The organism is Rhodoferax sp. (assembly GCF_044236835.1).
Lineage (GTDB): Bacteria > Pseudomonadota > Gammaproteobacteria > Burkholderiales > Burkholderiaceae_C > Allorhodoferax.
Genome location: NZ_JBIIGC010000002.1, coordinates 1 through 25,415, shown reverse-complemented (window position 1 = coordinate 25,415; position 25,415 = coordinate 1). Strand labels below are relative to the sequence as shown.

Below are 25,415 nucleotides of genomic sequence, written 5' to 3'. Positions count from 1 at the left end.
GTCAGGGCGCGCTGTGCACGCTGCGCAGTTTCAGTTGGTTGGGCAGGGGCATGGAGCGGCGCAGCACGTCGTCGGCGAGCCACAGCGCGGAGTTGCAGGCGCGCTGCGCCACCATGGGCAGCGGCATTTGCACAAAATCGTCGTTGAACACCTCAAAGCTGTAGTCACCCCGGTACCCCATGCGCTCCAAGATCAGCACCATCTCAATGATGGGGTCGGTGTGCACGCCCTCGCCCGGAAACACCCGGTAGGTGCGCGCGGTGGCGATGCGTTCCTCCATGGTGCGGGCCTCTTGCCACAGGAAATCGGAGAGTTGCACCAGGTAGATTTTGTCGGGGTCGATGTCGGCTAGCGCATCGAGCGGTGTCTTGGCAGCAAGGATGTGGAAAGAGTCGATGCACAGGCCCAAGTTTGGGCTGTCGGCGCGGCAGACTACATCCCAGGCGGTGGTGTACTCGCTCACGCTACGCCCCCACGACAGCCCCTCGTAAGCAATGCGAATACCAAACGGTACCGCCAGCATCGAAAGCTTATGCAAGTCGCGGGCCATCTGGTCTGGGTCCTGGCTTGCGTGGATGGACGTCGATGAGCAGGCCAGCAGCACATCACACGCCAGCTCGGCGCACATCTCCAGCATGGTTTTGGCAATATCGACCTTGTAGTCATGCAGGTGGCCGCTGAGACCTTCAAAGTCGCGCAGCACCTGAAAGCCGGTTCCACGCAAACCGCTGCGCCGCACCGCGTGCACCGCCGCCTTCCAGCCCTGTGGGTGGCCCACCAAGTCGTTGGCCTTGAGCATGACCTGACCAAAGCCGGCCTGCTGCATGGCTTCTAGCTTGGCTTCCAGTGGGCCGGCCAAGGTGATTGTGTCCATACCGAAGCCGCGCAAGGCTTCTTGCACGCTGCGCCGGTGGGTCATGGCAGCACCGGCGCCACCGATGGGACCAGCTCGAAAGCCACACTGCCGAGGTAGGTCTTGGTGAGTGCACCGCGCGCATCGCTGCGCAGGGCGTCGTTTTCCACAAACTCCACGCCGCGTGCGCGCAGCGCCTGCACCGCTGCCAACACATCGGGCACGCCCAGACCCAATCGCTGCAGCCGCTCCTGCGGATCCGGAGCGTCGAAGGTCGGCTCTACCAGCTGCAGCATGAAGCCCGTCTGCGCGCTCAGCCCCGGCACCCGCAGCAAGCGCCCGGCGGGCAGGATGCCAAAGCGCTGGCCCTCGGGCACGGCGGAGCAGCCCAGCAGCGTTTGGTAGAACTCCAGCCAGTCGAAGCTGCGGCCCATGCCGATGTACTGCACCAAGCCAAACACCTGTAAGCCGGGCAAACAGGGCGGCTGGGGCTGCGCACCGGGGATCGGATCAAAGTCCACGTCGTAGATAGAGAACTTCTGGTAGCGGTCCACCAGGTAGATGCGGCTGCCGCCAACGCCATGGATGGCCGGGATGTTGAGCTCCATGGCATCGGGATGGCTGGGCACCTCCCAGCCACCGCGCGCCAGCACGTACGCACGGGCGGCGCGGGCGTTGCGCACCCGCAGGGCCATGGCATGGATGCTGGGGTGTCCCTCGGTATCGCTGGCACTGCGCGCCTCGTGTGGGTGGGCGTTGACCACCAAATTGATCGCACCCTGGCGGTACAGCGTCACCTCGCGCGAGCGGTGCCGCGCCGTGGGGACAAAGCCCATCATTTCCAGCACCTGCCCCAAGGCCTGGGGCTTGTCGGTGGCGTACTCTACAAACTCCAGACCGTCGAGCCCTAGTGGATTGGCCGCCTCGCTGCCGCTGGCTTGCGCGGGCTCGCGAGCGTCCTGTAAAGGGGAAAGTAGTTCCGCCATGCAAGCTCCTGGTGATGCGCTCAGCCCGCGCACGCCAGCGCGGCAGCGGCGTCGTGGTCGTACAAGCGCGACACATGGCGTAGCTGCTCGGGCGTCGCGCTGGGAAATCCAAAAAACTCCAGATAGGCTGGAACCATTTCAAACAGCATGTCGGCACCCACCTGGATGCGGCACCCCCTTGCCTGCGCCGCCAAAAGGAAGGCGGTCATTTCGGTACGCATCACCACCTCGGCTACAAACGTGTGGGCGGCAAGCCGTTGTACATCCACCGGCAGGGGGTCAGCTGGGCCCATACCCAAGGGCGTGGCATTGACCAGCAGGTCAAAACCAGCCGGGTCATTACTGCCGGTCTCCACACGCAAGCCTGGGTAGGCCTCGCACAGGCGCTGCGCCAAGGCGCGCCCTGGCGCGGGGTCGATGTCAAACAAGGCCAGCTGCCGCACACCGGCGCCAGCCAGCGAGGCCGCAATCGCCGATCCCACACCGCCGCAGCCCACCACCAGCGCACTGGCGCCGTGCAAACCCACGCCTTTGCGCAGCAAGCCACGCACAAAGCCCTCCCCATCGAACATGTCGCCCACCAAGCGACCATCAGGCAGCCGTTTGACCGCATTGCAGGCACCGGCTACGCGCGCCGTGCGCGACACACTGTCGAGCAAGCCCATCACCGAGACCTTGTGTGGCATGGTGATGAGCGCGCCGCGGATGTTGCTCAGCGCAAACACGCTGCGCAGGGTGGCCTCGAAGGAGGCTGGGCGGCAACCCATAGGCACGACCACGGCGTTGACACCCACCGACTCGAAGTAGGGGTTGTAAATCAGTGGCGCCTTGAAGCTGTGCGTCGGAAAGCCGAGGTGCACGATCAGCTCGGTATCGCCGTCAATCATGGTGCCCCGCTGTGCCGTGGTGTGCATGGGTGGTGCTGCAGTTCGCTTATTTCCGGATGCGTGCTAGTTCGGCCATCATGGCGCTCACGGTGGCATCGCCCACACTGGCGGAGTGCTTGGCAATCACGGGCTTCATCTTCTCGCGCAGTTTGGCCACCTCGGCCGCAGGGAATTCGGTCACTTGCATGCCACCCTTCTTGAGTGAATCGAGCAAGCTGCCGGCCATCGCGCGGGACTGCTCACGTTGGTATTTGACCGACTCGCTCACCGCGTCCTGCACCACCTTGCGCTCGTCTGCGCTCAGGCCATCCCACACCTTTTTGCTGATAACCACGGACTGCGGGTTGTACTGGTGGTAGGTCAATGCAAGATGCTTTTGCACTTCGTAGAGCTTGGCTCCGTTGATGGTGGCAACTGGGTTCTCCTGACCGTCCACTGCCTTTTGCTCCAAGGCGGCGTAAAGCTCAGGGAAAGGCAGCGGTGTGGGGTTGGCGCCCAAGGCCGAGACCCAATCCACGTTGATCGGGTTGGGGATCACGCGGAGTTTGAGGCCTGCAATGTCTTCCACCTTTGTCAGTGGGCGTTTGCTGTTGGTAATGTGGCGAAAGCCCAGCTCGTAGTAGCCCAGCCCCACCAAGCCTTTTTCTTCGAGCTTGGCGTGCATCGATCGACCAAAGCTCCCGTCCACGACGGTGTCCGCTTCAGCCGGACTGGCAAACAAAAACGGAAAATCGTAGATGGCAAAGTCCTTCACCAAGCTGGCAAAAATGCCCGAGTTCATAGACGCCATCTCCAAGGTGCCGCCTTGCAAGGCCGACACATTGGCCTGGTCGCTGCCCAAGGCGCCGCCGGGGAACACCTGGACTTTGAGTTTGCCGCCCGACTTGGCTTCAACGATTTCGGCAAATTTCTCCATGCCCATCACGATGGGGTGGCCCTTGGCGTTTTGGTTGACGAACTTCAGGGTCTTGGTTTGTGCCTGGGCCAAGCCGATTGCGCCAAAGCACAGTGCGGCGGCCAGGGTCTTGAGTACGAGTCGCTTCATGGTGTGTCTCCGTTCATGGTCTCGGGCCGCCTTTAGGTGGGCTTGGTTGCGGTGGCGAACCCTCGTTACCGCAACCCCCAAGAGCATCAGTAAAACCAGCGTGCGGGCACCATCACCAAGCTAGGGAAAAGGACCAGCAAAAACATCAGCGCGAACTGCGCCAGCATGAAGGGCCATACGCCGCGCGTCACCTCGTCCATGCGCAACTTGCCCACACCGGCCACGGTACTGAGCACCGTACCCACAGGGGGCGTGATCAAGCCGATGGCGTTGTTGATCATGAACAGCACGCCGAAATACACCGGGTCAATGCCCGCTGCTTTGACCAAGGGCATGAAGACGGGGGTCAGGATCACGATGGTGGGCGTCATGTCCATGGCGGTGCCCACCAGCATGGTGATCACCATGATGACCATCAGCAGCAAGGTCGGGTTGTCCAGCAAGGGCTGCAGCAAGGAGATGAGTTCGCCCGGCAGGTTGGCCACCGTGATCAGCCAGGCCGACACCATGGCAGCGGCGACCAAAAACATGATCACTGCCGTGGTCTGCGCCGCTGCCACAAACAACCCTGGCAGTTTGCGCCAAGGCAGCTCGCGGTACACCAAGGTCGAGATCAGCAGCGCGTACACGGCGGCCACCACCGCCGCCTCGGTGGGTGTGAACACACCAAATTTGAGTCCGGCGATCACGATCAGCGGTAGGACCAAGGCCAGCGTCGCGTCCCGGAGCGCGGCAAGCACCTGCGCCCGGCTGGCGCGCGGGGTCGGCGTGGCCGACGAACCGCGGCTCAACCACCACCAGGTGCAAGCCAGCACGGCACCGAGCATCAGGCCGGGAACAATTCCGGCCAAGAACAGCTTGGAAATCGATACGTTGGCCGTGACCCCAAAGATCACGAAGCCGATGCTGGGCGGAATGATGGGGGCCACAATGCTGCCCGCCGCGATCAAACCCGCCGAGCGCGCCCGGTCGTAACCGGCGCGGTTCATGACCGGCAACAACAGCGCAGCCAAGGCGGCGGCATCTGCCACCGCCGAACCGGATAGCGCACCCATCAGCACAGCGGCCATGATGGCGACATAGCCCAGCCCGCCGCGCAAATGCCCCACCAAGGTCATGGCAAAGTGCACGATGCGCCGCGACAGGCCGCCCGCATTCATGATCTCGCCAGCCAGCATAAAGAAGGGCACCGCCAGCAAGGGGAAACTGTTGGCGCCTTCAATCAAGTTTTGCGCCAGTATTTGGGGATCAAACAGGTTGAGCTGCCACATCAACGCCGCGCCTGTGACCAACAAGGAGAAGGCGATCGGCAAGCCAAGCGCCATGGCTGCGAGCAGCGCCCCCAAAAAGATGGCGATGGTCATGCCTGCTCCCTAGCGCTTGGGGCCGAATGCCCGGACGGATGCACGTCATCCGAGCTGCTGATCTGCACCAGTTCATCGTCACCCAGACTGCCTCGCAGCAAGCGCCACAGGTCGTAAGCAATGACCACGCTCGCCAAAACCGAAAACACCAGCCCGGACGCATACAGCCAGGCCATCGACACTTGCATCACGGCGCTGCTGCTTTCCATGTTGATGCGCGTTTGCTCCAGCGCCCCGCGAAACATGAACCAACACATCAGCAACATCAGGCCATGGGCCACTGCAAAGCACAGCTTGCGCCCCCTTGACCCCAGCCGTGACAGCAACATGTCTGTACCCAGGTGGCTGGCGTTGATCAAGCCAACGACCGCCCCCATGAAGATCATCCAGACGAACAGCCACCGTGACAGCTCTTCTGAGACCACGATGCTGGAGTTAAAGCCGTAGCGCAACACCACGTTGCCAAACACCATGCAGACCATGAGCGCCAGGCACAGGGCCATGGCAGCTGACAGCGTGCGCTCCAGAAGGTGGATGAACTTTTTCACTGCAGTGGAATCTCCTTCCCCGCATTTTTGTACGAACTAGTTAGTTTTATGCTCAGGGAAAACCCACCCCAAGGCGCCCAGCGGCGTATCAGGCAGGTAACTTGCGCACGAAACGCACCACCATCTCGACGACGCTGTCGCGCCGTTGGGCGATGTATGCGGGCGACTGCATATCGAGCTTGAAAATGCGCCCGAAGGTGTGGCGGTTGGAGACGTTGAAAAAGCTCAAGGCCGAGATCGACGCGTGGATGTCCACCGGGTCGAGCCCCTTGCGGAACTGTCCGCTTCGCACCCCGCGTTCATACAAATCGCGGATGGCGGCGATGGCTGGGATGTTGAGTTCCTGGATGCGCTGGCTTTGCGCAAGGTAATGCGCCCGGTGGATGTTTTCCGACATCACCAGCCGGATGTAGCTCTCGTGGTGCAGGTGGTGGTCGAAGGTGAAGGCGACCAGTCGGCGCAGCGCCTCCTCAGGGTCCAGGTCGTGCAGATTCAGTTCGGTCTCAACATCGCGCACCCGCCGGTACGCTGCCTCCAGCACGGCCAGGTACAGGCCTTCTTTGCTACCGAAGTAGTAGTAAATCATGCGCTTGCTGGTGTGGGTGGCCTCGGCAATCTCGTCGATGCGCGCGCCGGCCAGGCCCTTCTCGCCAAACTCCGCCTCGGCCACCCGCAAGATGTTGGCCTGGGTGCGCTCGGGATCGTTGGTGCGGCCTGCTGGCTTGTCGTTCTTTGCGACCGCAGAACCGGCCCGGCGCTTTTGTACTGGATCGTTCATTGTGAAAGTATAGGACGCGGCATCACCGCGCCAGCCTCTGGCGAAACGCCCGTGGTGATACACCCGCAATGCGGGTGAAGACCCGGCTGAAATGGGCGGGGTCGGCAAAGCCCAGCGCGTAGCCGATGGTGGTGATGCGCAGGTGGGTGTAGGCCAGGCGCTGGCGCGCTTCGCGCACGGTGCGGGCATCGATCCATTGCGAGGCGGGTGCGCCCGTGGCGGCGCGCACCACGCGGCTGAGGTGGGTGGGCGAGATGGCCAAGGCACGGGCGTAGTCCGCCACGCCCCAGCGCTGCAGGTAGTGCGCCTCCACCAAGGCTTCAAAGCGCTGCAGTACCGTGCTCGCCAAAGGCGCCTGTGGCCCTGGGGCCGGCGTGCCCACATGCCGCGCGGTTAGGCCCAGCAAAGTAGCGCATAGCCCTTGCAACACCACGGAGCGCGCCTCACCCGTGGTCCCAAACTCAAACCAGATCCGCTCACCCGCATCCAGCACACTTTGCGATGCGTTGCACAGCGCAGGGCGACCCAGCAGGTGGCGCACGCCAGGGGCGCTGCCCAGAATGCGGTCCATGATCTCGTCGGCCAAGGTGACCACGAAGCCCTGGGTGCCGGGCTTGAAACGAAAGCCATGCACCGCGCCCGGCGGCACATTGACCAAGCTGCGGTCGCCAAAGGCAATTTGTTCGCCATCCAAATGGGCCACGCCGCTGCCGCTGTGGACCAGCAGGATTTGGTGCAGCCTGGCATGCCGGTGGGGCGCCAGTTCCCACTCGTGCAACACCGATCGCATAGCAATGGTTTCGCAGTGCATCACATCGGGCAATTGGGTGGACTCGCCAAACAAGCCATGTGCGAGCAGCACATCAGTAGGGCGTGAAAGCTGGGACGTGGGCATGTTCGATCGGTGCAAGTATTGGCCAAATTGTGGCATGGCTGCATTGGGCGGCTGCGCCTATCCTGCCGCCCATGCAGCACGCTTTGGCGTGCCAAAACAAGAGAGTGGAGACACCCCTTATGAAAACCAGCGTCTGCATTGTGGGCGGTGGGCCTTCGGGCCTGCTGCTGTCCCAGTTGCTGCACCTCCAGGGCATAGAAACCGTGGTCCTGGAGCGGCAGAGCCGTGAATACGTGCTGTCGCGCATACGCGCTGGCGTGCTGGAGCGGGGCTTTGCTGCGCTGATGCGCCAGGCCCAATGCGGCGAGCGCATGGACCGAGAAGGCGAAGTGCACGATGGCTTTTTCATCGCCCACGGCGGTCAGCAACACAGGATCGATTTGCACAAGTTCAGCGGTGGCAGCTCGGTGCTGGTGTACGGCCAAACCGAGGTCACCCGCGACCTGTACGCGGCGCGCGACTTGCTGCAAGGCGTCGTCGTCCACAACGCAGAGGACGTGCAGCTGCACGACCTCAAGTCCAGCACCGGGACCTATGTGACCTACCGCCAAGGTGACGAGACCCTGCGCATCGATTGCGACTATGTGGTCGGTGCCGACGGCTTCCACGGCGTGAGCCGCAAATCCATTCCCCGCGATGTACTCAGGGAGTACGAGAAGGTCTACCCCTTTGGCTGGCTGGGCGTGCTCTCACGCACCAAGCCGGTGTCGCCCGAGCTGATCTACGCCCGCCATGCGCGCGGCTTCGCGCTGTGCTCGCTGCGCTCGCAGGTGCTGTCGCGCTACTACATCCAGGTCCCACTGACCGACCGGGTGGAAGACTGGTCGGACGCCGCGTTTTGGGATGAACTCCAGCGCCGCCTGCCCTCGTCGATTGCGGGGCAACTGGTAACGGGTCCGTCGATCGAAAAGTCGATTGCGCCCTTGCGCTCCTATGTGGCCGAGCCCATGCGCTATGGCAACTTGTTTCTTGCCGGCGACGCAGCCCACATCGTGCCGCCCACGGGTGCCCGCGGGCTCAACACCGCAGGCTCAGATGTGCATTACCTGTACCAGGCGCTGGTCGCCCACTACCGCAAGGGCGACGATACCGGGTTGGATCGCTACTCCGAGCAGGCCCTGGCCCGCGTCTGGAAGGCCCAGCGCTTTTCGTGGTGGATGACCAACCTGCTGCACACCTACCCCGACCAACCGGCCTACGACCAGCAACTCCAAGCCACCGAGCTGGCCTACCTGTTCTCGTCCGAGAAGGCGCAGGCCGCGCTGGTGGAAAACTACGTCGGGCTGCCGTATTAGGCGCTGGCCCATCCGTGAGCGGCCACCCGCTGCAAAGCGTTCACCGGTGCGGATTACCCAGCGCAGGGCATCCGCCTATTCCTGAAGTTTCACAAATTTCTGAAACTTTGAATAGAATTCGCGCCATCCCAAACAACCTGCCAAGCCCATGCCCCACGCACTCACACCCCTGGTCCGTAGCTTTGTCGCCCACTTTGGCGAGATGGGTAGCCGCTGGGGCATCAACCGCACGGTGGGGCAGATTTATGCGCTGATCTATGTCGCGCCGCAAGCGCTCAACGCCGACGAGATCGCAGAGGCGCTGGAGTTCAGCCGCGGCAACGTCAGCATGGGCTTGAAAGAGCTGCAGGCCTGGCGGCTGGTGAAGCTGCTGCACCAGCCCGGCGACCGGCGCGAGTACTTTGAGGCGCCGGGTGACGCCTGGGAGGTGTTCCGAACCCTGGCCGAGGAGCGGCGTCGCCGCGAAATCGAACCCACCCTGACCATGCTGCGCAATGCCCTGCTGGAAGAGCCCACCACGCCCGAGGACCGCCACGCACAAAAGCGCATGAAGGGCATGCACGACCTGATCGAGCTGATGACCAGCTGGTTCGAGGATGTGCAGCGCATTGACGCGACCACACTGGCGCAACTCATGAAGATGGGCTCCAAGGTGCAGCGGCTGCTGGAGTTCAAAGACAAACTCAAAGTCGTACCCGGCGGACGGGGCTGAGTTCAGGGTATTTCGCACCACACAAGGATTCAAGTTCATGGACGCGCTGGTTCTGGCCCGTATGCAATTCGCGGCCAACATCACTTTCCACATCCTGTTCCCAACGATCACGATTGCGCTGGGCTGGGCCCTGCTGTTCTTCCGGCTGCGCTGGCACAAAACGGGCGACGTCGCTTGGCTGCTGGCCTACCGGTTCTGGACCAAGGTGTTCGCCCTGAGCTTCGCGCTGGGCGTGGTCAGCGGCATCGTGATGAGCTTTCAGTTCGGCACCAACTGGCCGGGCTTTATGGAGCGGGTGGGCAATGTGGCGGGGCCGTTGTTGGGTTACGAGGTGCTCACCGCCTTTTTCTTGGAGGCCACCTTTTTGGGGATCATGTTGTTCGGCCATGGCAAGGTGTCCGAGCGGGTGCATCTGGTCGCTACGGGCTTGGTAGCTTTTGGCACCACCATGAGTGCGTTTTGGATCTTGGCGCTGAACTCCTGGATGCACACACCTGCCGGCGTGGAGATCCGCGGCGGTGAGTTTTTTGTCACCAGCTGGTTCGAGGTGGTCTTCAACCCCAGCTTCCCGTATCGGTTGGTGCACATGTTGCTGGCCAGCGGCTTGACCATGGCCTTTTTGGTGGCGGGTGTGAGCGCCTGGCAGATCCTCCAAGGTAAGGCCAATCCCAGCACGCCGCGCACACTGCGCTTTGGCCTGACGGTGGGTGCGGTGCTGATTCCGCTGCAAATCCTGGTGGGTGACCTGCACGGCCTGAACACCCTGACGCACCAGCCCGCCAAGGTGGCCGCCATGGAAGGCGTTTGGGACACCCAGCGCGGCGCGCCGCTGTTGCTGTTCGCGCTGCCCGACCAGGAGGAGCGCCGCAACCACTACGCGCTGAAAATCCCCAAAGGTGCATCCTGGATCCTTACGCACGACCCCAACGGCGAGATCAAGGGCCTTAACGAGTTCGAAGGACAGCACCCGCCGGTGGCACCCGTCTTCTGGGCGTTTCGCACCATGGTAGGCACCGGCATCTTGATGCTGCTGGCCAGCTGGGGCGGGCTGTGGCTACTCAAGCGCCGCGCATGGCAGGCCGACGCGCTGCCGCGCCCGGTGTTGGCTGGGCTCTCGCTCATGGCGTTCAGCGGATGGACTGCCACCGTGGCGGGCTGGTACGTGACCGAGGTGGGCCGCCAGCCCTGGATCGTGCAGGGCTTGCTGCGGGTGGACGAAGTGGCCTCGACAGTACCGGGCTCGTACATTGCATTGACGCTGGCCCTGTACCTCACGGTGTATGCGGCACTCTTGCTGGCCTATGTGAGCGTGGTCAAGCACATGGCAGAAAAGCCGGTGCCCATGCCACACGACCCGCCGGGGCAGCCGGGCTTGGCCCCCGGCAGCGCAGACCGCCCGCCCCCAGCACACAACCCAAGCCTTGCCGCCAAAGCGGGCACGCAGCAGGGGGCCGGAGCATGAGCGCAATCGACTGGGCCACCGCACTGCCGGTGGTGTTTCTGGCGCTGATGGGTGTGGCCATGCTGGCCTATGTGGTGCTGGATGGTTACGACCTGGGCGTGGGCCTGCTGCTGCACCGCGCCACACCTGAGCAGCGCGACACGATGATCGCCAGCATCGGCCCGTTTTGGGACGCCAATGAGACCTGGCTGGTGCTGGGTGTGGGCATCTTGCTGATTGCCTTCCCCAAAGCGCACGGCATGGTGCTGACTGCCCTGTACTTGCCGGTCACGCTGATGTTGGTGGGCCTGGTGCTGCGCGGCGTGGCCTTTGACTTTCGGGTGAAGGCGCAAGACCAGTGGAAGCCGCTGTGGAACTTCGCTTTCTGGGCCGGCAGCGGCATCGCGGCGACCTCGCAAGGCTGGATGCTGGGCCGCTACATCACCGGGTTTGCGCCCGGCGACCTCGCGCTGGCCTTCGCCGCGGTGATTGCCTTGCTTTTGCCCGCCGCCTATGTGCTGCTGGGTGCCTGTTGGCTGGTGATGAAAACCGAAGGCGACCTGCAAGTGCTGGCCGTGCGCTGGGCCAAATGGGCCTGGCCACCCGTGGTGCTGGGCATGGCGCTGGTGTCCCTGGCGACGCCGGTGGTGAGCGAGACGGTGCGCAACCGCTGGTTCAGCATGCCCGAGTTCATTGCCCTGCTGCCCATTCCTTTGGCAACCCTGGCCGCCTTGGTGGTAGCGCGCGCGATGCTCAACTCCAAGTTGGTACGGGCCCACCTGTGCTGGGTGCCCTTTGTGGCGGTGGTGACGGTGTTTCTGTTCGGCGCCATCGGCCTGGCCTACAGCCTGTTTCCCTATGTGGTGATGGATCGGCTCACGGTGTGGCAGGCAGCCAGCGCCACGTCCTCCTTGGCGGTCATCGCCATCGGGTGCGCAGTCACTGTGCCCGCCATCGTCGGCTATACCATCTTCAGCTACCGGGTGTTTGCCGGCAAGGTGCGAGAACTCCAGTACGCATAAATCATCTGGGACGCTGCGTCCGTCGGCGGTGCTCAACCCATCAGCCCAATCACCACCGCATTGGGCTCCACCGCAGCCATCGCGGTTTGGCGCAACTTGGGTTGCGTGCTGGGGTCGGCAAAGCCCACCAGTGCCAGCCCCGGCGTGATCTGCAAGGACACCTCCACCCCAGCGGCACCGCTGCCACGGCGCACCACTTTGCCCCGCAGCAGGTTGACGCCACCGACACCCACAATCGTTGGGGCCACGGTCACGGCGGTGGCCTTGAACAAGGCCAGCACCTTGTCCCCAGAGCGCAAGCCCAGCAGCTGCAAACTCTCCAGCGTGATGCGCGAGGCGAGCTGCTGACCATCTGGCAAGACCAGCAACACGGTCGCTGCGCCTTTGGCTTTGCGCACCTCATGCACGGTACAGGGCAACTGGTTGCGCATGCTGGTGCGAAGACCAACCGCAGAAATGGCCCGCAAATTCAAGCCCGCGCCGCGTACCGAGCGCCCAAGCTGCGCCAATACCTGCTCGCGTGCCGAGCTGAGCAAGTCGGCCGCCTCCAGCACCTGCAGCCCGGCCGGTGTGAGCCGGGCACCACCCCCGCCCGAACCGCCCACGGCCTTCTCCACCAAGGGCACGCCGGCCAAGTTGCTCAGGGTCTCCAGGGCCTGCCAGGCGGCTTTGTAGCTCACCCCATTGGCCCGCGCAGCTTCGGAGATGGAGCCGGCGCGGTGCATGGACCGCAGCACCTCCAAACGCTTGTCGACCGCTGGGGCGCCGAGTACGTCGTCGAAGGGGATGGTGGCTTGGGTCATGGTGTCAACGTCCTATGGCAGCGAGATTTCGGCTTCGGTGCACGAGCGCGCTTGGACACGGCGGTGCCGCAGCATGGCGATCGTTGCATTGCAAGTTCGCTATTCCTTCATAGAATAGCGTGCAGCTTCCGATTTCTGATTGTGACCTACCGAGTTTCCGCGTGGACCCCAATGCACTTCGCCAATTGACCACGGCCACAATTGCCTGGGCGGCTGGCTGGGCCCCGGCTTGGGTCCACGTCCGAGGCCATGCCTTGGCTGCTGCACTTACAAGCATCCTCGCTGCTGCCCTTGGCGCCGCCCTGCCCTCCCAGGCGGTCGCCGCCGAGGTCACAGTCGCGGTGGCATCCAACTTTGCCGCACCGATGCAGGCCATTGCCCAAGACTTCGAGCGCGCATCCGGCCACAAGGTGGTCATGGCCTTCGGGGCCACGGGCCAGTTGTACGCCCAAATCCGCAACGGTGCGCCCTTTGCCATCCTGCTCTCCGCGGACGACGAAACGCCGGCCAAGCTGGAGGGCGAAAGGCTTGCGGTGGCAGGCTCGCGGTTCACCTACGCCACCGGCAGGCTGGTGTTGTGGAGCAAGAGGCCGGGCTTCGTTGACGCGCAAGGCGAGGTGCTGCACAGCGGGCAGTTTGCGCGCATCGCCGTCGCCAACCCCAAGCTCGCACCGTATGGCGCTGCGGCCCTAGAAACCTTGACCAACATGGGTTTGCGCGAACGCACCGCTCCCAAATTGGTGGAGGGTTCCAACATCACGCAAGCCTTCCAGTTTGTCGCTTCTGGTAACGCGCAGCTCGGCTTCGTTGCTTTGTCCCAGGTGCTGGAGAACGGCCAGCTCCGCGAGGGCTCCGCTTGGGTGGTGCCTTCGTCTTTGCACTCGCCCCTCTTGCAAGACGCGGTGCTGCTTCTGCCCGGCAAAAACCAGCCCGCCGCCGCCGCGCTGCTCCAATACCTGCAAAGCGACAAGGCCAAGGCGGTGATCCGCGCCTTTGGCTACGAACCCTGAGCATTGGCAAGCCCAGACCCATCCAACCCATGCACGGCAGCATCACCCCCGAGGCTTGGCAGGCCATCGCACTGACGGTCCAACTGGCGGCGCTCACTTCAGGGCTGCTGCTGTTGATCGCCACGCCGCTGGCCTGGTGGTTGTCGCAAACACAGTCGCGCTGGCGCGGCCCTGTTGGTGCGCTGGTCCTGCTGCCCCTGGTCTTACCACCCACGGTGCTGGGCTTTTACATCTTGGTACTGCTGGGGCCGCAGGGCTGGGTGGGCGCTTGGACGCAAACCATGGGATGGGGCGTGCTGTCTTTTTCGTTTGGCGGGCTGCTGGTTGGTTCGGTCATCGCCTCGCTGCCGTTCGCAGTGCAGCCCATCCAGTACGCATTTGAAGCCATGGGCAAGCGGCCCATGGAAGTCGCGGCTACGCTGCGGGCGCGGCCCATTGACGCGTTTGTGTCGGTAGCGCTGCCACAGGCCCTGCCCGGCCTTTTAACGGCCACGGTGCTGAGCTTTGCGCACACGGTCGGCGAGTTTGGCGTGGTGCTGATGATCGGCGGCAACATCCCTGGCCAGACGCGCGTGGTGTCCACCCAAATCTACGGCCACGTGGAGGCCATGGAGTACGCCCAGGCCCACTGGCTGGCTGCTGGCATGGTGGTGTTTTCCTTTGTGGTGCTGCTGTCATTGGCGCGCCTCAAAGGCCGCAAAGATCGGGTGCTGCCGTGAGTGGCGCGCCGGGCCTGAGCATCCAGTTGTCGCTAGCGCGGGCGGACTTTGCCTTGCAGGTCGACCTGGCACTGCCCACACAAGGCATCACCGTGGTGTTCGGTCCATCGGGCTGCGGCAAGACCACGCTGCTGCGCTGTGTGGCCGGCTTGGAGAAAGCCCAGGGGCGGGTGACTTTGGGTGACGCGACGTGGCAGGACAGCGCGCGCAAGTGGTTCAAGCCGACCTGGCAGCGCGAGATAGGCTACGTGTTCCAAGAAGCCAGCCTGTTTGAGCACCTCAACGTCCGGCAGAACCTGCACTTTGGCCTGCGCAGGGTCCAGCAAACCAGCCACTCCGGTGGACTGGATCTAACCCTGGAGTTGCTGGGCATTGGGCACCTGCTGGACCGAGCAGTACACAGCCTCTCCGGCGGCGAACGCCAGCGCGTCGCCATTGCCCGGGCGCTGGCCACAAGGCCCGAACTGCTGCTGATGGACGAGCCACTGGCGTCGCTGGATGTGGCGCGGCGCAAGGAGGTTTTGCCCTGGCTGGAACGGCTGCGCGATGAACTGCACATCCCGATGCTCTACGTCACGCACTCGGTGGACGAGCTGGCCCGCCTGGCCGACCATGTGGTCGTGCTGGAGCGCGGCAGCGTGCGCAGCTCGGCGCCACTGCGCGAAGCCATGGTGTCGCAAGAAGTTGCCCTGGCGATCGGCGACGAAGCGGGCTTGGTAACGCAAGGCCACATCGCAGCACGCAGCCCCCACGAGCATTTGGCCCAGGTGCATTTCGGCGGCGGCACGCTGTGGGTGCGCGACCCCGGCCTGGCGGTGGGCCACAGCGTGCGGGTGCGCATTCTGGCCCGCGACGTGAGCCTGGCGCTGTCCGCGCACGAGGACTCCACCATCCAAAACCGGCTGCAAGGCAGCATCGAAGCCATCGACACCGATACCCACCCCTCCCAAGCCATCGTGCGCGTGCGCTGCGGCCGCGAACTGCTGCTGGCGCGGGTAACACGCCGGGCCATCGACAACCTGGGGCTGCGCGCAGGCGACTCGGTGTGGTGCCAAGTGAAATCGGTGGCCTTGATCGTCTAAGGGACCGGGTCAGTTATCGCAAAAGCAAAGCCTCGGGCGCCACGGCATAGCCAGCGTCTTCACTTCCGGCCCACGCGCCGCAACTTCAGTCACAAAACCTGTGCACCAAGTGTCTAACTGGTTGAGCGGTCAATGTCTGGCCGCAAACCAAGGACCAACATGAACTCTTTGAATCTGTCGCATGCAACGCGTAAAACCAGGGTCAACAAGGTACTGACTGCCACCGGTGTGGGCCTGGCGGTGCTCGCTTCGACTACCTCCATGGCGGCAAGTGAACCGGACGCTGCAACGCCCACGGTGGTCATCGTTCGGGTGGCCAAACCTTGGTACGCCCCCAAAGCCCTGGTTACCAGCAAAATGCGCGACACGGTGCCGCAGTACGCCAATGCGCCGGGGCTGGCCTTCAAAGCGTTTTCCTTTGAACGCGCATCCGGCGACTACGGCGGCATTTACCTCTGGAAGGATGCAGGCAGCGCGCAAAGCTGGTTCAACCCGGCGTGGTTTGAACGGGTGAAGCGCGAGCGCGGCAGCGAGGCGTTTGTGCGGACGTTTTCGGCACCCATCGCCATCGACAACACCCCCGGTGGAACGCCTGCCAATGACGACAGCGCAAGCGTGGCCACCTTAGTTGAGATACCGGTGCCCGCTAGCCTCACGCCAGACCAAATGGTGGCAGCATTCAAAGATGCAGTTCCCACCTACCAAGCCATCCCTGGCCTGTTGCGCAAGTACTTCACTCGCTCGGACAAAGGTACTTTCGGGGGCGTTTACCTTTGGAAGGACGAGGCCAGCGCGCAAGCGTGGTTCACGCAGGCCTGGAAAGACCGGGTCACCAAGACCTACGGCCAGAGCGCCAAAATCGAGTGGTTTGACACGCCTATCCTCACGCCCACCAAGGACAGCAAGAACGGTTTGCCATCTGGTACGTTTTTTCAGGCCCGGTGACGCCTGCGCCAAGCACCTTGAGGCCGACGAACCGGGATCAACATGAAAATCCAAGAACCCAGTCAACAAACGATTCAAGAGGCGGTGGCCGGCAGCCTCTCCAGCGTGGACAGCATCATCGGATTCATCCAGCCGGGCATCTTCAACCTCGCCGTGCGCATGCTGGGCAACCGCGACGATGCAGCAGACGCCACCCAAGAAATCCTGCTCAAGGTGGTCACCCACCTGGGGTCATTCCGGTCGGACTCCGCGTTCACAACCTGGGTGTTCCGCGTCGCCAAAAACCACTTGCTGACCGCGTCCATCAAAACCCGGGAGTCACCCGAAGTGTCCTTGGATGCCCTCCACGAAAGCCTGGAACAGGGCATGGCGTTCAACGAGGCGCAGATGCAACCCTTTGGCGGACGCACGCTGCAACCCGATGAAAAGCTGGAGGCCAAGCAAATCGCATTGGGCTGCACACAAAAGATGCTGATGAGCCTGGACCGCGATCAGCGCTTGTCGTACGTGCTTGACACGGTGTTTGGCCTCTCTTCTGAGGAAGCGGCTGCAGTTTTGGATGTTTCTTCGGATGCACACCGGCAGCGCCTGGCCCGGGCGCGGGGCAAGCTTGACGCGTTTGCCGCCCGGTCTTGTGGGCTGGCGTCGGACACCGCCACCTGCCAGTGCGAGAAGCAAATCCCAGCGGTGCGGCATGTCCGGGCCAGCGGGGCCGATGCGCCCAAGTCGCTGAGGGCTGTGCACCCCATAGAACAGGACGAAGTGCAGCGCAACTTTGATGCACTGGTGCGCATGGGCAACGTGTCCGCGATGATCAAGGCCCATCCGAACTACCAGGCGCCTGCGTCCATGCGCACCGCCATCCGGACGGTGCTCAGCGCAGAGGGCTTCCTGGCAGGGCCACAGTCTTTGCACTAGGGGGTGGTTGTCGGACAAGAAATGCCGGGTGGCGTCCAGCAGTACTTCGCCTTGGCGCTGATCTTTGGATTTTTTGGCTGGGTTGCCTTCGGGCTTTTTGCCCAACCAAGGTCGCCATCGGCTCGAAAGGTTCAAACTTGGGCAGGGGGTGTGTGCTGGGGGCCGCCAACAGCTCCACTTCGTAGCCCGTTTGGTTGACGGCTTGCTAGGGCTTGCGCGGGTTGATTTGTTAGCTGGAGTCCAGGCTTTCGAGCACCGCAAAAGGAGTTTTTCTGCCCTTACCGTTGGCGGTTTGACCCCTTAACGAAGCGTGGGTGCCACGACACCAGGCCATGTCAAAGTCTTCCGTTTCTTCATTGCCGGTGGGAAACCGGGCACCGCACGCAAGCTCGTCACACAGCCCCGTCCCACCCCGCTCCAATAGCCTCCACGCGCTGGGCGCATTGCCACAAGTGCTAAGCTCGCGCCGGGTGTCGCCGGGCAGCAGCGCGGTGGCAGGTTGGGTGCAGGTCGGGCCGCCGCACCGTTTGGCGTTTGCCATTGGAGACCTGTCCCCATGAACCACACCTTCCTGCCCTGGATCGCAGCTGGCCTTTTTGCGCTGGCAGTACTGCACACCTTCAGCACCAAGTACTTCGAGCAACTCGCCCACAAGCACCCGCGCCACGCCGGGGTATGGCACCTGCTGGGCGAAGTCGAGGTGGTGTTTGGACTTTGGGCCATGGTGCTGGCCGTCACCATGTTCACTTTGGCCGGCAAGGCCGACACGCTGCAGTACCTCGAGTCGCGCAACTTCACCGAGCCGCTGTTCGTGTTCGCCATCATGGTGGTGGCTGGCACGCGCCCAATTCTGCAAGCCTGCGGTCTGCTGGTGCACCGGCTGGCGCGGCTGGTGCCTCTGCCCACCGCGATGGTTCACTACTGTTTGCTGTTGTCGGCTGTGCCTTTGCTGGGCTCGTTCATCACCGAGCCCGCCGCCATGACGCTGGCTGCGCTGATGCTGCGGGACTCGGTGTTCTCGGCCCAGGTCAGCGAGCGGCTGAAGTACGCCACTTTGGGCGTGCTGTTCGTCAACGTTTCCATTGGCGGAACGCTTACGCCCTTTGCCGCGCCGCCCGTGCTCATGGTCGCGAGCACCTGGCAGTGGGACTTGCCTTTCATGCTCCAAACGTTTGGATGGAAGGCGGCGGTTGCCGTGCTGGTCAACGCGCTCGCCGTCACTTTTTTGATGCGACGTGAGCTCTTGGGTTTGGGCGAGCCCGCCCCGGCACGCATGACGGTGCCGGCGGTGGTGGTGCTGGTGCATGCGGCGTTCTTGCTGGGTGTGGTCTTCTTTGCGCACCACCCCGTGATCTTCATGGGCCTGCTGCTCTTTTTCATTGGCTACGCCTCGGCCTACGCGCACCACCAAGACCGCTTGATCTTGCGCGAGGCGCTGCTGGTGGCCTTCTTCTTGGCGGGGTTGGTGGTCTTGGGTGGCCAGCAGGCGTGGTGGCTGCAACCAGCGCTCATGGGCCTGAGTGCAGACGCCGTGTTCTACGGCGCCGTGGTGCTCACCGCCATCACCGACAACGCCGCCCTCACCTACCTGGCCTCGCTAGTGCCGGGCTTAAGCGATGAGTTCAAGGTGGCCATCGTCGCCGGTGCGGTCACCGGCGGTGGCCTGACGGTGATCGCCAATGCGCCCAACCCCGCTGGCGTGTCCATCCTCAAAGGCCGGTTTGACCAGGGCGTGGTCCATGCGGGCAAGTTGCTGCTGGCAGCGCTGCCGCCGACTTTGGTAGCGGGAATGGCTTTTAGGTTGCTCTGACAGGCCTGGAAGAATCGGCATGCATGCCCCGGACAGGCGCTGGCCGTGGTGCAAGCCGATCAAGCGCTGTGGGGCGTGAAGCTGGCCTGACTTCCTCTTAGTTGTCGGATTGCAGTCAGTTCAGGCGACGGCTACTTTCAGCAGGGACGCCAGAAGATTGCACGGAGCGAAGCCGCGCCAACAAATCTGGCAGAACCTGTGCGGCCGTGGTCGCGCCAGCGCGCCGCGCTTGCCGAAAATAGCTGGGGCGCGGTCCTGCTGCGTACTCCATGTCCGGGTGGATCAGGAAATCCGCATGTTGCGTTTCCGGATCAATCCGACTTCGTCGTTGTGCATCCCGCTTCAACGCCTTCTCAGATGTACCGGGCGGCGCCCTTCCCGCGCGCGCCGAGACATCCACCGCGATCACGAACTGCGCTCCCGCATCACGTGCTGCCCGCACGGCTACCGGTAATGACACATCCGCATCCTCGTACTCCACCCCCTGTATACCCACTGGAGAGATGACTCCGGGCACCGCACTGGAAGCCCGCACCGCGACGCCGACATTCCCTCTTTGAAAGAACACGGGCTGCTTGTCGCTCGTGCGCGTGGCAACAACGATCAATCGGCGCGGGAGATCTTCCAGCGCCGCGTGACCCAGGCGATTGTTGACATAGTCCTGCAAGCGCTGCCCATGAATCCAGCCACGGTCAGCCCAGGGTGACACGTCAAACAAAGTGAGGGGCCCGCCGCTTTGGGCAATTTGGTCCAGTTGATCGGCGTTGTAACCAAACGCCCAGAAGGCGCCAACCAACGCGCCCACGCTGGAGCCAACGACCAAGTCCACCTCAACGCCAGCCTCCTCCAGAACCTTGATGACCCCGAGATGTGCGTAACCGCGCGGACCGCCACTGCCTAACACCAGCGCCACGCGTGGCTTAGGCATGACAGCCGCCGCCGCCGATTGCGCTTGGGGACTGTCGGGCTGGGTGTAGTTGAATGCTGCGCAACCACTGAGGCCGACCGCCGCGAGCACAAGTGCAAACTGGTGAATACATCGGTTCATACACGCGGCCTTTTCGCTCTTTGGGTTGATTTGGGCCGCGAGTTTTGCGGCGATGTTGGAACTTGTACCCAGCGCAACCCCTGACCAATGCGCCCCAGCAGGTCACGCTGCAGATCCAACTCGACCCCCGCGGAAAGGCCCAGGTGCCGCATGACGTTGGACTGTGTGATGCTGGCCATTCCATGCAGCGCGGACCAAATGAACATCGCCTGCTGATCGGCCAGCACTTGGCCATCAACACCGCCGCCCTGCATGCTGCGCAAGTGGTCGCGCAGCATGTTGAAGGCAACCACCGCATGTCGAACCAGTTCAGGGTGATCGGCTGGCTCAGGCCATGGCGTACCAAACATCAGACGGTATTCCAGGGGTTTGCGCGCGGCATAGTCGAGGTAGGCACGCCCCATCGTGCCGAGATCCACCTCCGGATCGCCCGAACGCGGTCGTTGGTCCAGATGCTGTGCAAACTCAACGAAGCACCGACGGATGATTTCCGCGAGCAGGTGATCACGGCTCTCGAAATGGCGATACGGCGCTTGGTGCGAAATGCCCAGCATGCGAGCCACGTCGCGCATGCTCAAGCCCTCCACCCCGTGCTGGGCGATCACATCGCGTGCCGCTTGTATGCAGGCTTCCTTGAGCGAAACAGGTGGCTGCTGTGCGTTACTCATGGGTATTGGATGGTGGGATGGTCCATTGAAATGTTGACAGCGTCAACCATTGTGCGCCACACTTGTAGACAGTGTCAACATTGCAGGTTCTCATGGCAACTCAGCTCCTTGGTTTTTGGTATTTCCTTCGCAGCAGCGCTCTGATCGGATTGCGCGAGCTGATGTCGCGGCAGCCTCTGCTGACGGTGTTTGCAGTGACCATGCTGTTGCTGGCTGCACCCACGAGCGCATTGCTGGTGTTGGACGACAGAACATGGCGGGATGTGGCCATCTGGGCCAAACCGCTGAAATTCATGTTGTCGACGGCAGCGTTTGCGGCAACCACGGCCTGGTTTGTGGGACTGCTGCCCAAAAGTGCCAGGGCCACACCTGCAGTCCGAGGCTTGGCCTGGGTGGTGGTCATCACATCGACCTTTGAGGTCGGCTACATCAGCTTGCAAGCCGCATTGGGACAAGGGTCCCACCACAACGTGGGGGACCCCTTGCATGCCGCGCTCTTCGGTCTGATGGCGCTCGCAGCGGTGGCGCTCACTGCCACGCAAGTCGTATTGGCAGGGCTGATCTGGCGCCATAACTCAGAGCGCACCTCCGTCTATGTGCAATCGGTGATCGTCGGTCTGGTACTGACCTTTGCGTTGGCCACGGCAAGCGGCTTCTTGTTGGGCGGACAACAACCCCCGGCAGGCACTGGCCTGCCGATTGTGGGCTGGCACATCAACCAGGCAGACGCCAGGCCAGCGCACTTCCTGGGCGTACATGGCCACCAGCTGCTACCCATGGCGGGCTGGTTGCTACAGCGCTCTGGGACCACCCAAGCGGGGCGCTGGTTGGCGGCGTTCACATTGATTTATGTACTGGGCTGGGGCGTGCTGATGCAAATCGCTTTGCGATGAAAACAGTTGGTGTCATGCGTGTGCAGTGTCTTGCGTCACCACCCTGTCCAATGTGCTCAACGGGCGCTCTGCGATCAGCCCATCGATGGCGCTGCGCATCGAGCGCTGGCTGGGGCGCGATCACGGCGGGGCCGCTGAAGTGTGGCTGGCCCAGCAAGCTACGTACGACCTCTGGCAAGCGCGGGCGGCGGTGAAGGCGAGCAAGGCACTGTCGGGGGTCAAGATCCTCAAACTTTCACCCGGTTGAATGTCGGGACGGACAACAACACAGTCCACAACAGTCGCTGGATATACGAATGCAGGCGTTTTCCCACGAAGCCAAACCATCGATCAGTTTTCCGCGCTTGGAGAGTCCATGCACAAGGGGGCAGGCGTCACTTTGCACGGTAGACGTGGGTACGGTGAAATTCCATAAAGGGGTGATGCTTTGGCTGAAGCGTTGCGCCCATTACCGGGGCGATGCCAAGTCTATGTGGCTCAGACAACAACGGAGATTCCAAGAGCAGTAAATTCAGTTCCTTGTACCTCGCTGGTGCCGGGCTTGAGCGATGAGTTCAAAGTCGCCATCGTCGCCGGTGCGGTCACCGGCTGCGGCCTGACGGTGATCGCCAACGCGCCCAACCCCGTTGGCGTGTCCATCCTCAAAGGCCGGTTCGACCAAGGCGTGGTGCATACGGGCAAGTTGCTGATAGCGGCGCTGACGCCGACTCCCCGTCAGTCAGGCGGGCGGGCGGGCGGCATCCTGCGCGTGCAATGAAGTGGTTGGGAAACTCGAATAGTTCGAGTTATCCGGTACTTTGAAACTACCAATATGCAGGATCGTCAAACTCCGGTACACAAGCGGGACGGCTCTTCAGAATGGGAATGGCATCACCGAACAACGGCTGCCCCAACCAGCCTTGCGGCATGGACAGTGGCCGGGGTGCTTGGACAAGGTCCTGCGATAGCACCTCAAACCCTGTCTTGGAATAAAAGGCGGGGTCACCATAGGTCACGACCAAGGAGGCAGATCGATTCTTCAGCGAATTCAGCCCATGCCTGATCAAGGCTTGTCCAACTCCTTTTCCTTGGTGTGCGGTGCTTACCGCAACCGGAGAAAGCATGTAGGCTTCAACGGGTTCTTTGAATCGCAGGCGGGTGAAAAAGATCGCTCCTATCAGCTTTCCATGTTCACAGGCACCCATGCCGATGACTTCCTGATTGTCTGTACGCGCGGTTAACGCTGTGGCCAGTCGGCCGATCAATCTGCCTTCGCCCTCACCTTCGGATGACGAGAACACTGAATGGAACAGTTTCGCCACTTCTTGCTCGTTGCCGCGGTCCAGGGTTCTGATGTTCATGTTGTTACTGACCACCCCACAGCAGTCCTTCGCATGGAATCAGTAGCTTCTGCGACACCAGCAATACAGGAACTGCTGGTGGGTACCCGAGGGGGTTTGGTGATGATTGATCTCACTTCCCAACCACTCGAAGCCGTCACCGAACTCATGGTGCAGTTGCTCATCGGTGAACCTGACCACATCGAGCCCGCTGCATTGCCGAGGTCCGTCGGGGCCAAAGGTTGCCATCAGGACGTAGCCCCCAGGCTGCATCGACCGACGGACCAATTCAATGTAACTTCGCCTTGCCGATGGTTCAGTCAAGAAATGGAAAACCGCACGGTCGTGCCACAAGTCAAACTGTTTGCTGGCAAAGTCATAGCGCGTGATATCGCCCACATGCCAGCTCACCTGAGCGGCTTTGGTGCCGAGCCGTTGCTTGGTGAATTCGATCGCCGTTGCTGAAATATCCGGCACGGAGAGATCGAGGTAGTGCCGCTGCAGTAGATCGTCCACCAATGTGGACTCGCCCGCCCCGATGTCCACAATGGCCGCTGTCTTGTCCAGGCACAGTTGTTCTATGAGGCGCAGCGACTCTGCCAAGTGAGGAGCGTACCAACTCACCGCATCGAAGCTCTTGTTTCTATAGACGTTCTCCCAATGGTGGGCTTTTTCGATCATTGCATTCTTGTCGGTGGGGTCGGTTAGGAACTAATATTAGTTATCGCTTATAAAAGATGCAACCATGAAAAAACTCCTCGGCGCCGCACTGGTCTTGTTCTTTGCGGTCGCGCCCGCCCTGGCGAACGACAAAACCAAGCTGATAGACGAACTGTCGGGTTACCTCGAGTTTGTGGACTACGGTGGCGGCGCCATCTTTCCAGAGCAAATTCCTCGCGGGGAATACGCAAAGATGCTGATTATTGATGCACGTGATGCGGCCCAATACAACAAGGAGCACATTCCAGGGGCCGTCAATATCGAATGGCGTCAGGTGCTGGCCAAAAGCGCAGACATCCCGAGGAATAAACCTGTCCTGATCTACTGCAACACCGGCACGCTCTCTGCCCAGGCTGGCTTTGCACTGCGTGTGTCCGGATGGGAAAACGTCCAAATTCTGCAAGGCGGCTTTGCCGAATGGAAAGCCAAAGGGGGGTTGGACGCCAATGCCAAAGCGGCGGGTGCGGCCCCCAAGCATTGAGTCATCCCCGCGTGGCGTTCAGTTCAGATTGAGCAGTCCGTAGCGCCCCACCAAAGTCTTGCTTACTGGAGAAATCTGTGCAACCAATTGCGCTGCTACTCGTGCTTGCCGTCTGTGCTCCGTTGTCGAGCCTGGCTCAACACACCCATGGGTCTTCGACCCCTTACGCTGGCATGCAAAGCCGCGCTGTCAAGGCGCTGTCCGACGCCGACATCAGAGAACTTCGCCGTGGCGGTGGCTGGGGACTGGCTCTGGCAGCCGAACTGAACGGCATGCCTGGGCCAACGCATCTACTGGAACTGAAGGACAAAATCCCGCTGACGCAGGATCAGGTCGCCAAGACCCAGGCGCTGTTTGACGACATTCGCAAAGCTGCGATACCAACTGGCGAGCGCCTGATCGCGGCCGAAATGGCGTTAGAGCTTGCCTTTGCAAGGGGCACAGTGGACGAGGCGTCACTGCGCGGTTTACTGTCAGAAGCTGAGGCAGCAAGAACAACGCTGCGCTTCATCCATCTGTCCCAACATTACAAAACTGTGCAATACCTCCAGCCTGAACAGATTAAGCGGTACAACGTTCTTCGCGGATACGCAGACGACCCGTGCAAGAACATCCCCGAGGGACATAACCCCGAGATGTATCGGCGTCACATGGGATGCAACTGACCGCTTCCGTCCGAAAAGCAGCGTCTGATTTCTGGCAGCTGTGGCTCAGTAACAGTTCGAATCGCCACCGCCAACGGCCCGCATGGATCCTGGCTTTTGGGTCAGTTCGCAGCCAATAAAAAGCCCCGCACCTGAGACAGGGCGGGGCTTTTGTGGACTGGCTGGGATGGGTTCTGGCGGGGCAGAAGATACCTGATCGCAAACCGTCTAAGTTTTCCAAGGACAAGTAGATCAAGCTCTTGGGGTCCGATTCATCATTCTAAATATTGATGCGCAACTAGAGTAGATCTGGTTGACCTGCCCCCCATAAACCGTACCAGCCAAATTTCCAAGAAGTCCATCCACCCGGAGAATGATGGACATGAGAACAAGCAAATTCAGCTGACCTGCCCCCAATCCCCGTACCAATCTAAATTCCAGAAGTCCGTGGTTTGCAAGGTTAACTGAACTGCGTATCTGTCTTGCTCTTGGGAACTGCATCGCCAGTTAACTGGCGATGCAGTGCGGC

The 25,415-nt window shown here is 62.1% G+C and carries 28 protein-coding genes; 15 read left to right on the top strand and 13 right to left on the bottom strand.

Annotated elements, in window-relative coordinates; genetic code table 11:
• Position 1: 1 nt before the first annotated feature.
• The 8 genes from ACILRC_RS01695 to ACILRC_RS01660 all read right to left on the bottom strand — a co-directional run bounded on the left by ACILRC_RS01695 (position 2) and on the right by ACILRC_RS01660 (position 7,356).
• On the bottom strand, positions 2-919 hold the full coding sequence (locus ACILRC_RS01695) for a sugar phosphate isomerase/epimerase family protein (protein ID WP_395667607.1): 918 nt from the start codon (positions 917-919) through the stop codon (positions 2-4).
• Positions 916-1,839 (bottom strand): 4-hydroxyphenylpyruvate dioxygenase, encoded by a 924-nt coding sequence (locus ACILRC_RS01690; RefSeq protein ID WP_395667606.1) that lies wholly within the window; start codon positions 1,837-1,839, stop codon positions 916-918. The genes ACILRC_RS01695 and ACILRC_RS01690 overlap by 4 nt, the downstream gene beginning before the upstream one ends.
• A 20-nt stretch (positions 1,840-1,859) precedes the next feature.
• Positions 1,860-2,726, bottom strand: coding sequence for a shikimate dehydrogenase family protein (locus ACILRC_RS01685; RefSeq protein ID WP_395667858.1), 867 nt, complete (start codon positions 2,724-2,726; stop codon positions 1,860-1,862).
• A 46-nt stretch (positions 2,727-2,772) separates the two neighbouring features.
• The gene (locus tag ACILRC_RS01680; protein WP_395667605.1) at positions 2,773-3,771 is read right to left on the bottom strand and encodes a TRAP transporter substrate-binding protein; all 999 of its coding nucleotides are present in this window, start codon (positions 3,769-3,771) and stop codon (positions 2,773-2,775) included.
• 86 nt (positions 3,772-3,857) lie between these two features.
• Entirely contained in the window at positions 3,858-5,135 is a 1,278-nt protein-coding gene (locus tag ACILRC_RS01675; RefSeq protein WP_395667604.1) for a TRAP transporter large permease, read from the bottom strand.
• On the bottom strand, positions 5,132-5,683 hold the full coding sequence (locus ACILRC_RS01670; RefSeq protein ID WP_395667603.1) for a TRAP transporter small permease: 552 nt from the start codon (positions 5,681-5,683) through the stop codon (positions 5,132-5,134). Before ACILRC_RS01670 ends, ACILRC_RS01675 begins: the two co-directional genes overlap by 4 nt.
• Before the next feature lie 88 nt (positions 5,684-5,771).
• Positions 5,772-6,461, bottom strand: coding sequence for a TetR/AcrR family transcriptional regulator (locus ACILRC_RS01665; protein ID WP_395667602.1), 690 nt, complete (start codon positions 6,459-6,461; stop codon positions 5,772-5,774).
• A 22-nt stretch (positions 6,462-6,483) separates the two neighbouring features.
• A complete protein-coding gene (locus ACILRC_RS01660) occupies positions 6,484-7,356 on the bottom strand; it encodes a helix-turn-helix domain-containing protein (protein ID WP_395667601.1) in 873 nt (290 codons plus the stop codon).
• A gap of 119 nt (positions 7,357-7,475) precedes the next feature.
• Here ACILRC_RS01660 and pobA point away from each other — a divergent pair, with 119 nt between their 5' ends.
• The 4 genes from pobA (at position 7,476) to ACILRC_RS01640 (ending at position 11,826) form a co-directional block, all read left to right on the top strand.
• Positions 7,476-8,651: a 4-hydroxybenzoate 3-monooxygenase gene (pobA, locus tag ACILRC_RS01655; RefSeq protein WP_395667600.1), complete on the top strand. Its 1,176-nt coding sequence runs from the start codon at positions 7,476-7,478 to the stop codon at positions 8,649-8,651.
• Positions 8,652-8,799: 148 nt separating this feature from the next.
• A complete protein-coding gene (locus tag ACILRC_RS01650) occupies positions 8,800-9,363 on the top strand; it encodes a GbsR/MarR family transcriptional regulator (RefSeq protein WP_395667599.1) in 564 nt (187 codons plus the stop codon).
• 37 nt (positions 9,364-9,400) lie between these two features.
• On the top strand, positions 9,401-10,825 hold the full coding sequence (locus tag ACILRC_RS01645; RefSeq protein WP_395667598.1) for a cytochrome ubiquinol oxidase subunit I: 1,425 nt from the start codon (positions 9,401-9,403) through the stop codon (positions 10,823-10,825).
• Entirely contained in the window at positions 10,822-11,826 is a 1,005-nt protein-coding gene (locus tag ACILRC_RS01640; protein ID WP_395667597.1) for a cytochrome d ubiquinol oxidase subunit II, read from the top strand. Before ACILRC_RS01645 ends, ACILRC_RS01640 begins: the two co-directional genes overlap by 4 nt.
• Before the next feature lie 32 nt (positions 11,827-11,858).
• Here ACILRC_RS01640 and ACILRC_RS01635 read toward each other — a convergent pair whose 3' ends face one another.
• Positions 11,859-12,629, bottom strand: coding sequence for a TOBE domain-containing protein (locus ACILRC_RS01635; protein WP_395667596.1), 771 nt, complete (start codon positions 12,627-12,629; stop codon positions 11,859-11,861).
• A gap of 254 nt (positions 12,630-12,883) precedes the next feature.
• On the opposite strand from ACILRC_RS01635, the gene modA reads away from it, so the two are divergent.
• The 6 genes from modA (at position 12,884) to ACILRC_RS01605 (ending at position 19,113) form a co-directional block, all read left to right on the top strand.
• Complete coding sequence (gene modA / locus ACILRC_RS01630) at positions 12,884-13,639, top strand: molybdate ABC transporter substrate-binding protein (protein ID WP_395667595.1); 756 nt, start codon at positions 12,884-12,886, stop codon at positions 13,637-13,639.
• Between the two features lie 29 nt (positions 13,640-13,668).
• Positions 13,669-14,358, top strand: a complete 690-nt coding sequence (gene modB / locus ACILRC_RS01625) for a molybdate ABC transporter permease subunit (protein WP_395667594.1) — start codon at positions 13,669-13,671, stop codon at positions 14,356-14,358.
• Positions 14,355-15,440: a molybdenum ABC transporter ATP-binding protein gene (gene modC / locus ACILRC_RS01620; RefSeq protein ID WP_395667593.1), complete on the top strand. Its 1,086-nt coding sequence runs from the start codon at positions 14,355-14,357 to the stop codon at positions 15,438-15,440. The genes modB and modC overlap by 4 nt, the downstream gene beginning before the upstream one ends.
• 159 nt (positions 15,441-15,599) lie before the next feature.
• Positions 15,600-16,385, top strand: a complete 786-nt coding sequence (locus ACILRC_RS01615; RefSeq protein ID WP_395667592.1) for a YdhR family protein — start codon at positions 15,600-15,602, stop codon at positions 16,383-16,385.
• Between the two features lie 42 nt (positions 16,386-16,427).
• Complete coding sequence (locus tag ACILRC_RS01610; protein WP_395667591.1) at positions 16,428-17,303, top strand: RNA polymerase sigma factor; 876 nt, start codon at positions 16,428-16,430, stop codon at positions 17,301-17,303.
• A gap of 556 nt (positions 17,304-17,859) precedes the next feature.
• Positions 17,860-19,113, top strand: a complete 1,254-nt coding sequence (locus ACILRC_RS01605) for a putative Na+/H+ antiporter (RefSeq protein ID WP_395667590.1) — start codon at positions 17,860-17,862, stop codon at positions 19,111-19,113.
• Between the two features lie 115 nt (positions 19,114-19,228).
• Here the strand turns inward: ACILRC_RS01605 and ACILRC_RS01600 are convergent, their stop codons facing one another.
• Positions 19,229-20,161 carry a patatin-like phospholipase family protein gene (locus ACILRC_RS01600; protein WP_395667589.1) on the bottom strand — a complete coding sequence of 311 codons (933 nt, stop codon included), beginning with the start codon at positions 20,159-20,161 and terminating at the stop codon, positions 19,229-19,231.
• Positions 20,158-20,829 carry a TetR/AcrR family transcriptional regulator gene (locus tag ACILRC_RS01595; RefSeq protein ID WP_395667588.1) on the bottom strand — a complete coding sequence of 224 codons (672 nt, stop codon included), beginning with the start codon at positions 20,827-20,829 and terminating at the stop codon, positions 20,158-20,160. The genes ACILRC_RS01600 and ACILRC_RS01595 overlap by 4 nt, the downstream gene beginning before the upstream one ends.
• Before the next feature lie 92 nt (positions 20,830-20,921).
• On the opposite strand from ACILRC_RS01595, the gene ACILRC_RS01590 reads away from it, so the two are divergent.
• The 3 genes from ACILRC_RS01590 to ACILRC_RS01580 all read left to right on the top strand — a co-directional run bounded on the left by ACILRC_RS01590 (position 20,922) and on the right by ACILRC_RS01580 (position 22,479).
• The gene (locus tag ACILRC_RS01590) at positions 20,922-21,722 is read left to right on the top strand and encodes a hypothetical protein (protein ID WP_395667587.1); all 801 of its coding nucleotides are present in this window, start codon (positions 20,922-20,924) and stop codon (positions 21,720-21,722) included.
• A gap of 25 nt (positions 21,723-21,747) precedes the next feature.
• Entirely contained in the window at positions 21,748-21,969 is a 222-nt protein-coding gene (locus ACILRC_RS01585; protein WP_395667586.1) for a transcriptional regulator, read from the top strand.
• 225 nt (positions 21,970-22,194) lie between these two features.
• A complete protein-coding gene (locus ACILRC_RS01580; RefSeq protein ID WP_395667585.1) occupies positions 22,195-22,479 on the top strand; it encodes a putative Na+/H+ antiporter in 285 nt (94 codons plus the stop codon).
• Positions 22,480-22,525: 46 nt separating this feature from the next.
• On the opposite strand, the gene ACILRC_RS01575 is transcribed toward ACILRC_RS01580, so the two are convergent.
• Positions 22,526-23,062, bottom strand: coding sequence for a GNAT family N-acetyltransferase (locus ACILRC_RS01575; RefSeq protein WP_395667584.1), 537 nt, complete (start codon positions 23,060-23,062; stop codon positions 22,526-22,528).
• Positions 23,063-23,101: 39 nt separating this feature from the next.
• Positions 23,102-23,722, bottom strand: a complete 621-nt coding sequence (locus ACILRC_RS01570; protein WP_395667583.1) for a class I SAM-dependent methyltransferase — start codon at positions 23,720-23,722, stop codon at positions 23,102-23,104.
• 64 nt (positions 23,723-23,786) lie between these two features.
• Between ACILRC_RS01570 and ACILRC_RS01565 the strand changes: the two genes are divergently transcribed.
• Together ACILRC_RS01565 and ACILRC_RS01560 are read left to right on the top strand one after the other, a co-directional pair.
• On the top strand, positions 23,787-24,242 hold the full coding sequence (locus ACILRC_RS01565) for a rhodanese-like domain-containing protein (protein ID WP_395667582.1): 456 nt from the start codon (positions 23,787-23,789) through the stop codon (positions 24,240-24,242).
• A 173-nt stretch (positions 24,243-24,415) separates the two neighbouring features.
• Complete coding sequence (locus tag ACILRC_RS01560) at positions 24,416-24,907, top strand: Spy/CpxP family protein refolding chaperone (protein WP_395667581.1); 492 nt, start codon at positions 24,416-24,418, stop codon at positions 24,905-24,907.
• Positions 24,908-25,415 lie beyond the last annotated feature (508 nt).

Coding starts and splice junctions, on each gene's coding strand:
- ACILRC_RS01695 (WP_395667607.1), bottom strand. CDS start 919: ATGACCCACCGGCGCAGCGTGCAAGAAGCCTTGCGCGGCTTCGGTATG.
- ACILRC_RS01690 (WP_395667606.1), bottom strand. CDS start 1,839: ATGGCGGAACTACTTTCCCCTTTACAGGACGCTCGCGAGCCCGCGCAA.
- ACILRC_RS01685 (WP_395667858.1), bottom strand. CDS start 2,726: ATGATTGACGGCGATACCGAGCTGATCGTGCACCTCGGCTTTCCGACG.
- ACILRC_RS01680 (WP_395667605.1), bottom strand. CDS start 3,771: ATGAAGCGACTCGTACTCAAGACCCTGGCCGCCGCACTGTGCTTTGGC.
- ACILRC_RS01675 (WP_395667604.1), bottom strand. CDS start 5,135: ATGACCATCGCCATCTTTTTGGGGGCGCTGCTCGCAGCCATGGCGCTT.
- ACILRC_RS01665 (WP_395667602.1), bottom strand. CDS start 6,461: ATGAACGATCCAGTACAAAAGCGCCGGGCCGGTTCTGCGGTCGCAAAG.
- ACILRC_RS01660 (WP_395667601.1), bottom strand. CDS start 7,356: ATGCCCACGTCCCAGCTTTCACGCCCTACTGATGTGCTGCTCGCACAT.
- pobA (WP_395667600.1), top strand. CDS start 7,476: ATGAAAACCAGCGTCTGCATTGTGGGCGGTGGGCCTTCGGGCCTGCTG.
- ACILRC_RS01650 (WP_395667599.1), top strand. CDS start 8,800: ATGCCCCACGCACTCACACCCCTGGTCCGTAGCTTTGTCGCCCACTTT.
- ACILRC_RS01645 (WP_395667598.1), top strand. CDS start 9,401: ATGGACGCGCTGGTTCTGGCCCGTATGCAATTCGCGGCCAACATCACT.
- ACILRC_RS01640 (WP_395667597.1), top strand. CDS start 10,822: ATGAGCGCAATCGACTGGGCCACCGCACTGCCGGTGGTGTTTCTGGCG.
- ACILRC_RS01635 (WP_395667596.1), bottom strand. CDS start 12,629: ATGACCCAAGCCACCATCCCCTTCGACGACGTACTCGGCGCCCCAGCG.
- modB (WP_395667594.1), top strand. CDS start 13,669: ATGCACGGCAGCATCACCCCCGAGGCTTGGCAGGCCATCGCACTGACG.
- ACILRC_RS01615 (WP_395667592.1), top strand. CDS start 15,600: ATGAACTCTTTGAATCTGTCGCATGCAACGCGTAAAACCAGGGTCAAC.
- ACILRC_RS01610 (WP_395667591.1), top strand. CDS start 16,428: ATGAAAATCCAAGAACCCAGTCAACAAACGATTCAAGAGGCGGTGGCC.
- ACILRC_RS01605 (WP_395667590.1), top strand. CDS start 17,860: ATGAACCACACCTTCCTGCCCTGGATCGCAGCTGGCCTTTTTGCGCTG.
- ACILRC_RS01600 (WP_395667589.1), bottom strand. CDS start 20,161: ATGAACCGATGTATTCACCAGTTTGCACTTGTGCTCGCGGCGGTCGGC.
- ACILRC_RS01595 (WP_395667588.1), bottom strand. CDS start 20,829: ATGAGTAACGCACAGCAGCCACCTGTTTCGCTCAAGGAAGCCTGCATA.
- ACILRC_RS01590 (WP_395667587.1), top strand. CDS start 20,922: ATGGCAACTCAGCTCCTTGGTTTTTGGTATTTCCTTCGCAGCAGCGCT.
- ACILRC_RS01575 (WP_395667584.1), bottom strand. CDS start 23,062: ATGAACATCAGAACCCTGGACCGCGGCAACGAGCAAGAAGTGGCGAAA.
- ACILRC_RS01570 (WP_395667583.1), bottom strand. CDS start 23,722: ATGATCGAAAAAGCCCACCATTGGGAGAACGTCTATAGAAACAAGAGC.
- ACILRC_RS01565 (WP_395667582.1), top strand. CDS start 23,787: ATGAAAAAACTCCTCGGCGCCGCACTGGTCTTGTTCTTTGCGGTCGCG.
- ACILRC_RS01560 (WP_395667581.1), top strand. CDS start 24,416: ATGCAAAGCCGCGCTGTCAAGGCGCTGTCCGACGCCGACATCAGAGAA.